Source organism: Paenibacillus sp. J22P218, assembly GCF_056269195.1.
On sequence record NZ_JBWDNL010000001.1, the window covers coordinates 1,610,243 to 1,624,204 of the forward strand.

Consider the following 13,962-nt stretch of genomic DNA (forward strand, 5'->3'; position numbering starts at 1 on the left):
GCAGTAGAGAGAGGAGGCACCTCGCATGGCAGATTCATTAGTTATCGTCGAATCACCGGCCAAAGCCAAAACGATAGGCAAATATTTAGGCAGCAAATATATCGTTAAAGCATCGATGGGTCACATTCGCGATTTGCCTAAAAGTCAGATCGGCGTAGAGGTAGAGAACGATTTTAACCCCAAATACATAACCATTCGCGGCAAGGGAAGCGTGCTCAAGGAATTGAAGGACGCCAGCAAAAAAGTAAAACATGTTTTTCTGGCGGCTGACCCGGATCGCGAAGGCGAGGCGATTGCGTGGCATTTGGCACACTACTTGGAGCTTGACGAAACAGACACTTGCCGTGTCGTATTTAATGAAATAACGAAGCAAGCCGTGAAGGACGCGTTCAAGACGCCGCGGAAGATCAATATGGATTTGGTTAACGCGCAGCAAGCCAGACGAATACTAGACCGGCTTGTAGGTTATAAGATTAGCCCTCTTCTATGGAAGAAAGTGAAAAAGGGCTTGTCCGCCGGACGCGTACAATCTGTTGCGGTTAAGCTTATTATCGATCGCGACAATGAGATCGACGCTTTCGTTCCCGAGGAATATTGGTCCATTACCGCTAAGCTGACCCATTCCGGCATCCCGTTCGACGCCAAATATTATTCGGTGAACGGGGAGAAGAAGGAACTTGGCAAGGAAGCGGACGTGCAAGAAGTGCTGAGCGCTATGAAAGGCGAGAAGTTCAGCGTCTCCGATGTAAGAGAGAAGGAACGACTCCGTAATCCGGCTCCGCCGTTCATTACGAGCTCCTTGCAGCAGGAGGCGGCCAGAAAGCTTGGTTTCCGCGCTTCCAAGACGATGTCGGTTGCTCAACAGCTTTATGAAGGCGTAGAGCTTGGCAAGGAGGGTACAGTCGGTTTAATCACTTATATGAGAACGGACTCGACTCGTATCTCACCGGTTGCACAAGAGGAAGCGAAGGAGTACATCACGACGAAGTACGGTCCGGCGTTTGCTCCTGAACAGCCGCGCGTCTATACGAAGAAGAACAGCAATGCGCAAGATGCGCATGAAGCGATTCGTCCGACATCCGTGCTCCGTGACCCGGAGTCGGTTAAGGCATTCACGAGCCGCGATCAGTTCCGTCTATATAAGCTCGTATGGGAGCGCTTCGTATCCAGCCAAATGTCTTCTGCTATTCTTGATACGATGACCGTTGATATGCAAGCTGGCAGCACTGTGTTCCGTGCGGTCGGTTCGAAAGTGAAGTTCGCGGGTTTCATGAAGGTGTATGTCGAAGGAAACGATGACGGCACCGTGGAAGAGCATAAGTTTTTGCCGCCGCTTGCAACGGGCGATGTGATTGCTGCCGAGACGGTTGAACCGAAACAGCATTTCACCCAGCCCCCGCCGCGTTATACGGAGGCGCGGCTCGTTCGAACGCTTGAGGAGCTCGGCATAGGGCGTCCAAGTACGTATGCGCCGACATTGGAGACGATTCAGAAGCGCGGTTATGTGGCGATGGAAGAGAAGAAGTTCATGCCGACCGAGCTAGGCGATCTTGTTATCCAACTAATGGAGGAGTTCTTCCCCGAAATTCTTGACGCCGAGTTTACCGCCAACATGGAAGGAAACCTTGACCATGTGGAGGAAGGCACGGAAGATTGGGTAAAGGTGCTTGCAACGTTCTACGAATCTTTCGAGAAACGTCTCGAGGTTGCAGAGGACGAGATGAAGGAAATCGAAATTCAGGATGAGGTTTCCGACGAGCTGTGCGAGAAGTGCGGCAGGCATTTGGTATACAAAATGGGCCGCTTCGGCAAGTTCCTTGCGTGCTCAGGGTTTCCTGATTGCCGCAATACGAAGCCGATCGTCAAGGATATTGGCGTTCCTTGTCCGAAATGCGGAGACGGAAAGATTATCGAGCGACGCAGCAAGAAAGGCCGAATCTTCTATGGATGCGATCAATACCCAGGCTGCGATTATGTGTCATGGGATAAGCCGACTACGAAACCTTGTCCGAATTGCGACAGCATGTTGGTCGAGAAGCGCAACCGGAGCGGGGTTAAGCTGAATTGTCCGACCTGCGACTATTCGGAAGAAGTACCGGATGAAGAGGATAACGAGGAAATCGTGGATTAAAGCAAGCTTATTAATGAAATGAACAAACAGCCATTGCGAGTGGCACACCGTCCTCCCTTACTAGGGAGGACACCGTCGTTATATGGGCTTATCATTCCATTTTTTAACACCCGATGCATTATCGTATCAAGCCCTCCCTGCAAAGGGGAGGGTTTGACCGTCCATAGACGGTCAGCGTGAAGATGCAGGTAGGATAGAGAACGGAGTAAGGAGCAAAAATAACTGGAATTTATCCAGTTAAATGCTCTCCATCGTCGACTGCGCTAGCAATAGCGGGAAAAACTCCCGTTAATACAGCCCATTATCCGCATCCAGCACATATCATCACGAAATAGATGGAGAAAATCCAGTTATTTCGAGAAATTCAGTCCATATCCGTAAAATAACAGGACAAATTCCAGTTAATAGAGAGGGTGACGGTTGCCATCCATCGGGTACAAAAGAATCGTTTGGATGCGGGCGATTGGATTGTAAATATAGCTGACTCAACCTTAGTCCGAATATTCGATCAATAGTCCATACTTGCTCTTCAAGCACTCAAAACTAACCAAGCTTTGCCCAGTACAAGCGTGTCCCGTAGGGACAAAGCGTTCGAAGCGCTAAATAAACTCAAAAACACATCTGGTACTCCATCGTTACTGTTGCACGAAACCAGGTAAGTAAACACCAGCCAAAGGTGAAGAGTGTCCGGAAGGACACCAGCGATCCTAGCACAGTGTGGACTCGCGAGCGTCTCTCTTCCTACATCGTTAGTCAGGCGGTGTCCAGAGGGTGCAACCCTATGGGGCCCTCCCTTGGAAGGGAGGGTTTGGGTGGGTTCGAAAAGCCTTTGAAGGTTTGGTAGCAAATATACTCGAAAGGATTGACCTAAATTGTCATTGTCACAACCACAAACCGTAACCGTCATCGGAGCAGGCTTAGCCGGAAGCGAGGCTGCATGGCAGATCGCCTCCCAAGGAGTGCCCGTGATTTTATATGAAATGCGTCCGGTTAGGCAAACGCCGGCACATCATACGAACCAATTCGCAGAGCTTGTCTGCAGCAATAGCTTGCGTGCGAATGGTCTCACGAACGCCGTAGGCGTATTGAAGGAAGAGATGCGTCAGCTTAACTCGCTTATTATGAGCTGCGCTGATCAGCATGCCGTACCTGCTGGCGGGGCGCTCGCCGTCGACCGTGACGGATTCTCTGGAGAGGTAACGAGCAGGCTTCGCGAGCATCCTCTTATCGAGGTGCGCAACGAAGAAGTAACCGAGATTCCGACGGACGGTATCGTCGTCATTGCAACAGGCCCATTAACGGCGCCTGGCTTGTCGGCTCAAATTCAAGAGCTGCTTGGCGAGGAATACTTCTACTTCTATGATGCGGCTGCGCCGATTATCGAGAAAGACTCTATCGATATGAACAAAGTGTATCTGGCATCCCGTTATGATAAAGGCGAAGCAGCTTACCTCAACTGTCCGATGACCGAAGAGGAATTCGAAATTTTCCACGAAGCGCTTACGACAGCCGAGACCGCTGAGCTTAAGGAATTCGAGAAAGAGGTTTATTTCGAAGGCTGTATGCCAATCGAAGTTATGGCCAGTCGTGGCAAACAGACCGTGCTCTTCGGGCCGATGAAGCCTGTCGGTCTTGTTAACCCGCATACCGGCAAGCTGCCGCATGCGGTTATTCAACTGCGCCAAGATAACGCTGCCGGAACGCTCTACAATGTAGTAGGCTTCCAAACCCATTTGAAATGGGGCGAGCAGAAGCGTGTGTTTTCACTCATTCCAGGGCTGGAAAATGCCGAGTTCGTCCGTTTCGGGGTCATGCACCGAAATACGTTCATTAACTCGCCGCGTCTGCTTAAGCCGACTTATCAGCTTAACACGCGTGAGAATCTGTTCTTTGCCGGTCAAATGACCGGGGTAGAGGGTTATGTAGAGTCAGCCGCTTCAGGCCTTATAGCGGGTATTAACGCCGCTAGAGTCGCTCAAGGTCAGGAGCCGATCGTATTGCCAGAGCAAACGACGCTGGGCAGTATGGCGAAATATATTACGACAGCCGATTTCAAGCATTTTCAACCGATGAATGCGAATTTCGGGCTGTTCCCGCCGTTAGAAACGAGAATTCGCAGCAAAAAAGAGAAAAACGAAGCGATCGCAAATCGTGCACTGGAAGGTATTGAGCAATTTAAACGGGAACATTTGCAATAAAATTTCGTAGGAAAGCATAGCAAGGTCTACTCAAGGCGGCGCTTGTATAGGATTTCATCATATAGGCGCTTAACTTTGGAAGAAAGACAACTGCTGCTCAAGTAGGAGTATATCGTGCTTGAGTCATACCATAGAGGAGGCAAAGCAATGGAAATGCAATTTCACGCGACGACGATTTGCGCAGTCAGACATAATGGAAAGGGCGCAATTGCCGGAGACGGGCAAGTCACGTTCGGCAATAGCATGGTGATGAAGAACACCGCCAAAAAAGTAAGACGACTCTATCGCGGACAAGTCATATCTGGTTTTGCAGGATCGGTTGCCGATGCCATTACTCTATTCGAGAAATTCGAAGGCAAGCTTGAAGAACATCATGGCAATCTGCAACGTTCTGCCGTGGAGCTGGCTAAGGATTGGAGATCGGATCGCGTGCTCCGCAAGCTGGAGGCGATGATGCTGGTCATGGACGAAAGCGGTCTGCTGCTGATCTCTGGAAATGGTGAAATCATTGAACCGGATGACGGTATTCTGGCGATTGGTTCGGGCGGAACTTATGCGCTGTCGGCCGCTCGGGCGTTAACTCGCTATTCATCGCAAATGGAGGCGAAGGAAATTGCTCGCGCTTCCCTGCAAATCGCTGCCGAAATTTGTGTCTATACGAACAATAATATTATCGTTGAAGAAATCGGATAATCAATTAGGCCTTAAGAACTATCAGCTTAGCGTGTAATGATCGGATGGAATCTATTATCGGAGGGATTATAGTATGAAAAATGATGCCTTAACGCCGCGCCAAATTGTTGCAGAGCTGGATAAATATATTGTCGGTCAGAAGTCAGCGAAGCGGTCGGTTGCGATCGCGCTCCGCAATCGTTATCGCAGAAGCATGCTGGATGAATCGCTGCGCGATGAGATCGTTCCGAAAAACATTTTAATGATCGGTCCTACTGGTGTCGGCAAGACGGAAATTGCCCGCCGTTTGGCTAAGCTGGTGAAAGCTCCCTTCGTGAAGCTCGAAGCGACGAAGTTCACGGAAGTGGGTTACGTTGGCCGTGATGTGGAGTCGATGGTTCGCGATCTCGTTGAGACGTCGATTCGTATCGTGAAGGCTGAGCGTACGGAGCGTGTGCAGGAGCGGGCCGAGAAGCTTGCTAACGAGCGTATTGTATCGCTGCTTGCGCCTTCTGCTGCCAAAGCGAAGTCAGCCAAAAATCCTTTTGAAATGCTGTTCGGCAACAATCAGCAGCAGGCGAAAGAGGAAGTCGAAGAGCCGGACGTTGACTTTAACGTTCAGCAAAGACGCAGTCAGGTGAAGGAACAGCTGGCAGCAGGCAAGCTGGAGAACGAGACGATCGAGATCGAGGTTGAAGACTCCACGCCTAATATGCTGGATATGCTGTCTGGCCAAGGACCTGAGGGCATGGGCATGAATATGCAGGAGCTGTTCGGTCAGTTCATGCCGAAGAAGCATAAGAAGCGTAAGCTTTCGGTCAAGGAAGCCCGCAAGGTGCTTACCCAGGAAGAAGCGAATAAGCTGATTGATATGGATGATGTCATCTCGGAGTCGGTCCTTCGCGCAGAGCAATCCGGTATTATCTTCATTGATGAGATCGACAAGATCGCCAGTCCGTCGCGAGGCAACGGTCCCGAAGTATCGAGAGAAGGCGTTCAACGGGACATTTTACCTATCGTTGAAGGTTCTACGGTCATGACCAAGTATGGTCCTGTGAAGACGGATTACGTGCTGTTCATCGCCGCGGGAGCTTTCCATATGGCTAAGCCTTCCGATCTAATTCCCGAGCTTCAGGGACGTTTCCCAATTCGGGTAGAATTAACGAGTCTAAGCTTGGATGATTTCGTGAGCATTCTGACGGAGCCTAAGAACGCATTGACGAAGCAATACACCGCACTTCTGGAGACAGAGGGCATTAAAGTGGAGTTTTCGAACGAAGCGATTCGTGAGCTCGCGTCAATAGCGGCAGACGTCAATCGGAATACTGAAAATATCGGTGCGCGCAGATTGCACACGATTCTTGAGAAGCTTCTAGAGGACTTGTCGTTTGAGGCGCCTGAGCTGACGCTTGCGACAATGACGATTACACCGGAATATGTGAAGGAAAAGCTGGGAAGCATTGCGCAAAATCGCGATTTGAGTCAATATATATTGTAGTTGTTAAGAGTTTTGGGAGGCAGTGTAATGACTTTACTTACAAAGACAAGAACCTTGAACCGTTTGCTGCAGCGCGCTGCGGGCAAGGCGCTTAACTTTAGAGAAATGGCCGAGGTGCTGTGTACGACGATTCAGACAAATGTATTCGTTGTGAGCCGCAAAGGGAAAATCCTCGGCAGCGCGGCGGTTGATGTGTATGATCACGATTTCCTGCGTTCCTTGTCGTCTGATGAACTCAGGTTTCCGCAGGACGCTAACGTCAGGTTCCTCGATATGCAGGAATCCATGACGAACGTGAAGCCGGATGAAGGCGTTTATGAGACGTTTCCTCGGCTTGGCGACCAAGAAATTATGACCGTAGTACCTATTATCGGAGGCGGAGATCGTCTAGGAACGCTTGTACTGACCAGGCAGTCAGGCACGTTTGATGATGATGATCTAGTGCTTGCGGAATACGGATCGACGATCGTAGGAATGGAAATATTGCGCGAGCGTGCGGATGAGATAGAACAAGAGGTACGCAGCCGGGCTGCCGTATCCGTGGCAGTCGGTTCGTTGTCCTTCAGTGAGCTGGAGGCCGTTGAACATATTTTTGAAGAGCTTGATGGCAAGGAAGGGCTGCTCGTAGCGTCCAAGATTGCCGATCGTGCCGGCATCACGCGTTCGGTAATCGTCAATGCGCTTCGCAAGCTCGAGAGTGCCGGCGTCATTGAAACAAGATCGTTAGGCATGAAAGGCACCTACATCAAAATATTAAACCATCAGCTTTTACAAGAACTTCAAAAGATGAAAAACTAGAAATGGGACGTTTAGACCATTTCAGCCCTATCTGAATTCAAAGATAGGGCTTTTTTCTTATTGTAATAAATTAGGGAATTGTTGAAGATTATGAAGTCGGCAAATATCGACACACTCGTCTCATTTTTTTCATTTTTATGTGTCGAACTTAGCAGGAATGAAGATTATTCTGTTGAATACCTAAGAGAAGATCATCAATGAAAGTGGTGAAACTGCATGAATTTGTTGAATGGCGCTTCATTCCAAAGAATGGAGGGAGCCGTACAGGCGGCTGAGCTCAGGCATCGCGTCATTTCAAACAATGTGGCCAACGCTGAAACGCCGCATTTCAAGAGGACAGAGGTACTTTTTGAAGAACTGCTGGAGCAATCGATGGGGGGCAATAGTCTCAATCGTTTTGCAGGCAGAACGACTGATTCCAGGCATATCCCGATTGGTATCGGGGGTTCTAACGTGCCAACTGCTAAAGTGGTAACCGATGAAACGACTTCTATGACGAACAGTGAAAACAATGTCGACATTGAACGCGAAATGTCGTTATTGGCGAAAAACCAATTGAGTTACAATTTTTATATCCAACAAATTAACCATGATGTCTCCATGATGAGAACCGCGATAGAAGGGAGAGCGTAAAGAGTGAAGCTTTCGACAGGATTTGATATTAATGCTTCTGCATTAACGGCACAGCGGTTGCGGATGGACGTTATTTCGTCAAATATCGCAAACGCTGAAACGACGCGTGCAAATTTCGTGAATGGAAAGTTCGAGCCGTACAAACGCAAGATGGTTGTCATGGAGCCTGTGAAGCAATCGTTCTCCAGCGTCCTTTCCCAGCAAATGGGCGGCAATAGCTCAGTTGGACAAGGCGTGAAGGTGACCGAAATCAAAGAAGATCAGACACCGACCAAGCTCGTGTATAATCCTACGCATCCAGACGCCGACGAGAACGGTTATGTACAAATGCCAAACGTTGACGTGATGAAAGAAATGGTCGATTTAATTGCGGCAACCCGTAACTATGATGCAAACATAACGGCAATAAACGCTTCGAAGGCCATGTTTGTCAAAGCGCTTGAAATTGGCAGGTAAGCAACGGAGTGAATTGAACTAGAATGGAGGGGTACTGATGATACAACCGATGTCGCTAAGCCAGATTCAACCGACGAAGCTAATCGAGACTAAATCGTTTGACAAGGCGACTCCGGCGGAGATGACACAATCGTTCGGCGAATACTTAAAAACGGCGATTGAAAATGTTAGTGCGCAGGAAAAAAATGTACATAAGCTTAACGATCAATATTTAGTCGGTCAGGTGGATGTGACGAAAGTCCTGATCGCTTCGGAACAAGCGCAGCTTAGTTTGCAGCTAACCTCGCAAATCCGCAATAAAGTAGTCGAAGCATACCAAGAAATGATGCGGATGCAAATTTAGCATGAAGACCTTCTTAGCATAGTATTTGGGTGAGGTGACAATGTGAACGAGAGAATCGCCCAATATCGAGGCAGACTTACGCAGTTTTGGGGCCAGATGGGCAGAAAACAAAAAATATGGTTGGGGGCATCCATTGGAGGGTTGTTAGTAACGATTATTTTGTTAACAATCGTGTTCACTAGAACGGAATACGAGATTGCTTTTCAAAATTTGGATACAACCGATGCAGCAGCAATCATGAATCATTTGGATGGCAGTGGGATTCCTTACGAACTTAGCGCGAACGGCAAAAGTATTTCAGTGCCAAGCGCGGTGGCATCCAGAGTTAAAGTCGATGTTGGTTCACAAGGGCTTGTTCAAAACGGTTCGATCGGCTTCGAAGCGTTCAACGCTAGCTCGAGCGCTTTCGGCACAACGGACAACGAATTCAATGTGAAGTACTTGAACGCATTAAACGGTGAAGTACAGCAGTTGCTTAACGGCATGCAAGGTGTGAATTCATCAAACGTGCTCATTAATTTGCCGGAGGAAAGCGTGTTTCTGTCTGCTGAAGAAGCGAAGAAAGCTTCAGCGTCCATCATGCTTAACTTTGCGTCAGGTTATCGCCCAAGCCAAAAGGAAATCGATGGCTACTATAACTTGGTGAAAACAGCTGTTCCGAACCTTGCTATGGAAGATATTACAATCTCGAGTCCGCAAGGCGAACTTGCATCGTCTGAAGTTGACGGCGCGCTTGTCGGAAATACGGACGTCGTTGAACAACAGTTCCAAATCCAGCGCAAATACGAATCGGAATTGAAGAAGAACATTCAACAATTTCTAGGTCCGATGGTCGGATCGAACAATCTTGTCATTAGCGTAGCGAGCACGATGAACTTCGATAAGAAATATTCGGAGGAAAATCTCGTTAGACCGCTTGAAGGCAACAATAACAACGGAATTATTCTGAGTGAAGAATCGAACAACAGCTCGTCTACGGGTGGTTCTTCGCAAGCTGGCGGAGTCACAGGAACAGGTGAAACCGACGTTCCTGGCTATGATGCTGCGAGCTCAGGTGAAAGTACTTCGGAGAGTAGTTCTAAGGCGACAAATTATGAATTTGATCGAATCAAAAATCAGATCGAGTCCGCTCCGTTTCTTGTAAAGGACCTTACTATTAGTATCGGCGTCGAACAAGGAAAACTGAATGACGAATCGAATCAAGCGGTAAAAACATATTTGACGGCGCTTGTAAGAGCGCAGCTAGCCGATTCGGGTCAAGATGTTACTAATGACGAACTAATGGGCAAAAAGGTTTCGGTAATCGCACAAACTTTTGCAGAAGGTTCTTCTGCGAGCCAATCAAGCGGATTATCACTCGGCTGGGCTATTGGAATCGGTGCTGCGGCACTTGCATTAATCGGCGGTCTTGTCGTCATGCTCGTTCGCAGACGCAAACAAACTGTTGTTGAAGAAATTGATATGGCTTCGCCTCCTAAAGTGGAGTATCCAACGCTTGATTTTGATAGTGTCAATGGTGACAGTCAAGCCCGTAAAAATCTTGAAACACTTGCCAAACGGAAGCCGGATGAATTCGTCAACCTTCTTCGTACTTGGCTAGTGGATGAATAGAGGTGCTTTAATTGTCCAAAGCGATGCAAGGTTTGTCAGGCCGGCAGAAAGCGGCCATCCTGCTCATTACGCTCGGTCCCGAAGTATCGGCTCAAATATTCAAGCACTTGCGCGATGAGGAAATCGAGCAGCTGACACTTGAAATTGCGAATGTTCGGAAGGTAGACAGTATAGACAGGGAAACGATTCTTAGCGAATTTCATCAAATATGTTTGGCTCAAGAATATATATCGCAAGGCGGTATCGGCTACGCGAAAGATATTTTGGAAAAGGCGCTTGGCGAACAGAAGGCGCTTGATGTCATCAATCGATTGACGGCAACGCTTCAAGTCAGACCATTCGACTTTGCTCGTAAAGCCGAGCCTACTCAAATATTGAACTTTATCCAGAACGAGAACTCGCAGACAATTGCACTAGTGCTTTCGTACTTGCAATCCGAGCAATCGTCACATATTCTGTCATCTTTGCCTCAAGAGAAGCAAGCTGATGTAGCAAGAAGAATTGCTTTAATGGACAGTACGTCTCCTGAAGTCATTTCGCAGGTTGAACGCGTATTGGAACAGAAGCTGTCTTCAACGGTAACACAAGACTACACAAATGCCGGCGGTATCGATTCGATCGTTCAGATCCTGAACGGCGTAGACCGCGGAACGGAACGTACGATTCTCGATTCGCTTGAGATCCAAGATCCGGAACTGGCTGAAGAAATCAAAAAACGCATGTTCGTATTCGAAGATATCGTCAATATCGACAACCGTTCGATTCAGCGTATCATTCGCGATATCGAGAGCACGGATCTTCAATTGGCGCTCAAGGTGGCGAGCGAAGAAGTTCGCGAAGTTATCTTCCGCAATATGTCCAAGCGTATGGCCGAGACATTCAAAGAAGAAATGGAGTTCATGGGTCCTGTAAGGCTTCGCGACGTCGAAGAAGCTCAGACTCGTATCGTTGCAACGATTCGCAGGCTAGAAGAATCGGGCGAGATCATTATCTCGCGCGGCGGAGGAGACGATATCATTGTCTAATTTGATAAAATCTTCGAGCGTCATTTCGGTAGAACAATTAAAGCATCTGGAATGGATGAATCCATATGCTCCAGAAGTGCCTGAGACGGAAGAACATCAAAACAGCGAACCGGTACCCGACGAGGAGTTAATAACGCTTCGAGATCAAATTCTGTCGGATGCGCAAACTTTCGCTGAAGACCGACTGCGCGAAGCATCACAGCAAAGTGAGCAATTACTTCAGGAGACCGAACAGCAGATTGAAACCTGGTGGCTTCTCAAGCGTTCCGAAGATGAAGCGGCATCGGAAGCATCTAGACAACAAGGCTACGCACAAGGTTACTCGGAAGGCGCAGAACAAGCCGAGCTAGAGCTTCGTGAACATTGGGAACATAAGCTCGAAGAGGCGTCTGTTATTCTGAAAGGTTCTTATGATATGAGAGAGCAGATCATTCAGGAAGCTGAACCGTTCCTTGTTGAATTAAGCTGTGCGATTGCCGAGAAAATTATCGGAATGCAATTGTCGGCTGCACCGGAAATGGCAATTGAGCTCATTCGCAAATCGTTATCGAGACGCAGAGAGCTAGGCGTCATTACTTTATGTGTATCCCCTGGACAGCTTGCTTTCGTACAAGCCGCAAGGGAAGAACTGCATTATTCGATCGATTCGCAAGCCGAGCTCCAAATTTTGCCGGATTCTACCGTTAAAGATTTTGGATGCGTGATCCGTTCGGCTTACGGCAGCATCGATGCTCGAATCGACACGCAGCTAGCCGAGATCAAAAAAGAGTTAATACAGCTTGCGCATCATAGCAACGAAGAGCGAGGCCATACGCATGGAAACGATTAAGCTTGACGTTCTCAAGTATATCGAACATTTGCAACCGCTCGATCCGATCAGGGTCAACGGAAAAGTAACTCAGGTAATCGGGCTTACTGTTGAATCAGAAGGTCCGGATGCAAGTATCGGCGACGTTTGCTACATTTATCCGTCCAAAGGGGCGAAGCCTCTCAAAGCGGAGGTTGTCGGTTTCCGGGATAACAAAGTTATTCTTATGCCGCTAGGCGATCTTCATTCGATTAGCGCTGGTTGCGATGTCGTTGGAACGGGCAAGCCATTAACGGTTCAAGTCGGATCCGAATTGCTAGGCAAAGTGCTTGACGGTTTGGGAAATCCGCTCGATGGATCGTTTCTGCCAAGCCGTATGCAGCAATACTCGACTCATAACGAGCCAAGCAACCCGCTTATGCGTCCTCGGGTTGAACACCCGCTGGGCATTGGCGTACGAGCGATTGATGGTCTTCTTACCGTAGGCAGCGGCCAAAGGGTCGGCATTTTCGCAGGCTCTGGCGTTGGCAAGAGTACGCTGCTCGGTATGATCGCCCGCAACACATCGGCTGATGTGAACGTCATCGCCCTGATCGGTGAACGTGGACGCGAGGTTCTCGAATTTATTGAGAAGGATCTTGGTCCGGAAGGCTTAGCACGCTCGGTTGTCATTGTAGCTACTTCCGATCAGCCGGCACTAATTCGGATGAAGGGCGCGTTAATTGCTACCTCTATCGCAGAATATTTCCGTGATCGCGGACTAAACGTGATGCTTATGATGGATTCCGTTACACGATATGCGATGGCGCTTCGTGAAGTTGGACTAGCCATTGGCGAACCGCCAGCGACAAGAGGGTATACGCCATCCGTATTTGCTGCGTTGCCTAAGCTGCTGGAGAGAGCGGGCACTGGTCCGACAGGCTCGATCACTGCCTTCTATACCGTTCTAGTAGACGGTGACGATATGAACGAACCGATAGCCGACGCAGTGCGCGGTATTCTGGATGGTCATATCGTACTTAGCAGGGCGCTTGCTCATAAGGGACATTTTCCGGCAATTGATATACTGGCTTCCGTCAGTCGAGTCATGAAAGAAATTGTTACGGAAGAGCAGCAAGATGCCGCGAATGTGCTAAAAAAATACCTTGCTGTTTATAAAGATTCGGAAGACCTGATCAATATTGGGGCGTATCAGCGAGGAACAAATGAAGAAATTGATAGGGCCATCCAATACATGGATGAAATCCAAAGCTACACAAGGCAAAAAACGAATGAGAAGGTAACCCTTGAGGAAGCCCAGCAACGATTAATTACTGATTTCTATAGGAGCTGATCTGCTAAGTGGCGGCATTTCGTTATTCGTTCCAGAAGATCGTTGATTTAAAGTCTAGCGAGAAGACGCAAGCGGAATGGATTTTGTCCGCGGCGGTCGGCGCGCTTGCTGTGGAAGAGCAGTCGCTTGAGCAACTGCACATGTCCAAGCGGGAATGGGAGATTAAGCTGATCGAAGCTTCTCAGACCGCGGTTTCCTTAATGGAGCTTCAAGTCATGCAGCAGTACTTGGATCACTTGGTCACTTGTATCCAAAACAAGATGGCGGACGTTCTCCAAGCGAAGAAAAAGGTTGAGCATCGAAGAGGATTGCTTACGGAGAAGATGAAAGACGAGAAAGTATGGCTAAAAGCCAAGGATCACGCTTTTGACCGGTTTCGCAGCGCCCTGCAGGTGAAGGAGCAGAACGAGCTGGATGAGATGGCAACCGTCCGTTTCATGATATCAACCCCGTAAC

The 13,962-nt window shown here is 48.6% G+C and carries 13 protein-coding genes; all 13 read left to right on the top strand.

The genetic code is table 11. The annotated features are described in order from the left end of the window. Positions 1-25 precede the first annotated feature (25 nt). Positions 26-2,131, top strand: a complete 2,106-nt coding sequence (gene topA / locus AC0YN0_RS06720) for a type I DNA topoisomerase (protein WP_475820534.1) — start codon at positions 26-28, stop codon at positions 2,129-2,131. Positions 2,132-3,009: 878 nt separating this feature from the next. After that, positions 3,010-4,329, top strand: a complete 1,320-nt coding sequence (trmFO, locus tag AC0YN0_RS06725) for an FADH(2)-oxidizing methylenetetrahydrofolate--tRNA-(uracil(54)-C(5))-methyltransferase TrmFO (RefSeq protein ID WP_475820915.1) — start codon at positions 3,010-3,012, stop codon at positions 4,327-4,329. A 147-nt stretch (positions 4,330-4,476) separates the two neighbouring features. After that, positions 4,477-5,022: an ATP-dependent protease subunit HslV gene (hslV, locus tag AC0YN0_RS06730; RefSeq protein WP_475820535.1), complete on the top strand. Its 546-nt coding sequence runs from the start codon at positions 4,477-4,479 to the stop codon at positions 5,020-5,022. 73 nt (positions 5,023-5,095) lie between these two features. Continuing rightward, complete coding sequence (gene hslU, locus AC0YN0_RS06735) at positions 5,096-6,499, top strand: ATP-dependent protease ATPase subunit HslU (RefSeq protein ID WP_475820536.1); 1,404 nt, start codon at positions 5,096-5,098, stop codon at positions 6,497-6,499. 27 nt (positions 6,500-6,526) lie between these two features. Next, on the top strand, positions 6,527-7,297 hold the full coding sequence (gene codY / locus AC0YN0_RS06740) for a GTP-sensing pleiotropic transcriptional regulator CodY (RefSeq protein WP_442053543.1): 771 nt from the start codon (positions 6,527-6,529) through the stop codon (positions 7,295-7,297). 216 nt (positions 7,298-7,513) lie between these two features. Then, the gene (flgB, locus tag AC0YN0_RS06745) at positions 7,514-7,930 is read left to right on the top strand and encodes a flagellar basal body rod protein FlgB (protein ID WP_475820537.1); all 417 of its coding nucleotides are present in this window, start codon (positions 7,514-7,516) and stop codon (positions 7,928-7,930) included. A gap of 3 nt (positions 7,931-7,933) precedes the next feature. Then, positions 7,934-8,386, top strand: coding sequence for a flagellar basal body rod protein FlgC (gene flgC, locus AC0YN0_RS06750; protein WP_475820538.1), 453 nt, complete (start codon positions 7,934-7,936; stop codon positions 8,384-8,386). A 37-nt stretch (positions 8,387-8,423) separates the two neighbouring features. After that, positions 8,424-8,729, top strand: a complete 306-nt coding sequence (gene fliE, locus AC0YN0_RS06755; RefSeq protein WP_337098842.1) for a flagellar hook-basal body complex protein FliE — start codon at positions 8,424-8,426, stop codon at positions 8,727-8,729. 42 nt (positions 8,730-8,771) lie between these two features. Continuing rightward, a complete protein-coding gene (fliF, locus tag AC0YN0_RS06760; protein WP_475820539.1) occupies positions 8,772-10,340 on the top strand; it encodes a flagellar basal-body MS-ring/collar protein FliF in 1,569 nt (522 codons plus the stop codon). A gap of 23 nt (positions 10,341-10,363) precedes the next feature. Next, positions 10,364-11,365: a flagellar motor switch protein FliG gene (fliG, locus tag AC0YN0_RS06765; protein ID WP_442053156.1), complete on the top strand. Its 1,002-nt coding sequence runs from the start codon at positions 10,364-10,366 to the stop codon at positions 11,363-11,365. Continuing rightward, complete coding sequence (locus tag AC0YN0_RS06770) at positions 11,358-12,194, top strand: FliH/SctL family protein (protein WP_475820540.1); 837 nt, start codon at positions 11,358-11,360, stop codon at positions 12,192-12,194. Before fliG ends, AC0YN0_RS06770 begins: the two co-directional genes overlap by 8 nt. Then, positions 12,181-13,506 (top strand): flagellar protein export ATPase FliI, encoded by a 1,326-nt coding sequence (gene fliI / locus AC0YN0_RS06775; protein ID WP_475820541.1) that lies wholly within the window; start codon positions 12,181-12,183, stop codon positions 13,504-13,506. Before AC0YN0_RS06770 ends, fliI begins: the two co-directional genes overlap by 14 nt. An 8-nt stretch (positions 13,507-13,514) precedes the next feature. Continuing rightward, entirely contained in the window at positions 13,515-13,961 is a 447-nt protein-coding gene (fliJ, locus tag AC0YN0_RS06780; RefSeq protein ID WP_475820542.1) for a flagellar export protein FliJ, read from the top strand. Position 13,962: the final 1 nt, after the last annotated feature.

Bases quoted from the DNA above. Each gene is read 5' to 3' on its own strand.
- topA (WP_475820534.1), top strand. From the start codon at position 26: ATGGCAGATTCATTAGTTATCGTCGAATCACCGGCCAAAGCCAAAACG.
- flgB (WP_475820537.1), top strand. From the start codon at position 7,514: ATGAATTTGTTGAATGGCGCTTCATTCCAAAGAATGGAGGGAGCCGTA.
- fliE (WP_337098842.1), top strand. From the start codon at position 8,424: ATGATACAACCGATGTCGCTAAGCCAGATTCAACCGACGAAGCTAATC.
- hslV (WP_475820535.1), top strand. From the start codon at position 4,477: ATGGAAATGCAATTTCACGCGACGACGATTTGCGCAGTCAGACATAAT.
- fliG (WP_442053156.1), top strand. From the start codon at position 10,364: ATGCAAGGTTTGTCAGGCCGGCAGAAAGCGGCCATCCTGCTCATTACG.
- codY (WP_442053543.1), top strand. From the start codon at position 6,527: ATGACTTTACTTACAAAGACAAGAACCTTGAACCGTTTGCTGCAGCGC.
- hslU (WP_475820536.1), top strand. From the start codon at position 5,096: ATGAAAAATGATGCCTTAACGCCGCGCCAAATTGTTGCAGAGCTGGAT.
- fliI (WP_475820541.1), top strand. From the start codon at position 12,181: ATGGAAACGATTAAGCTTGACGTTCTCAAGTATATCGAACATTTGCAA.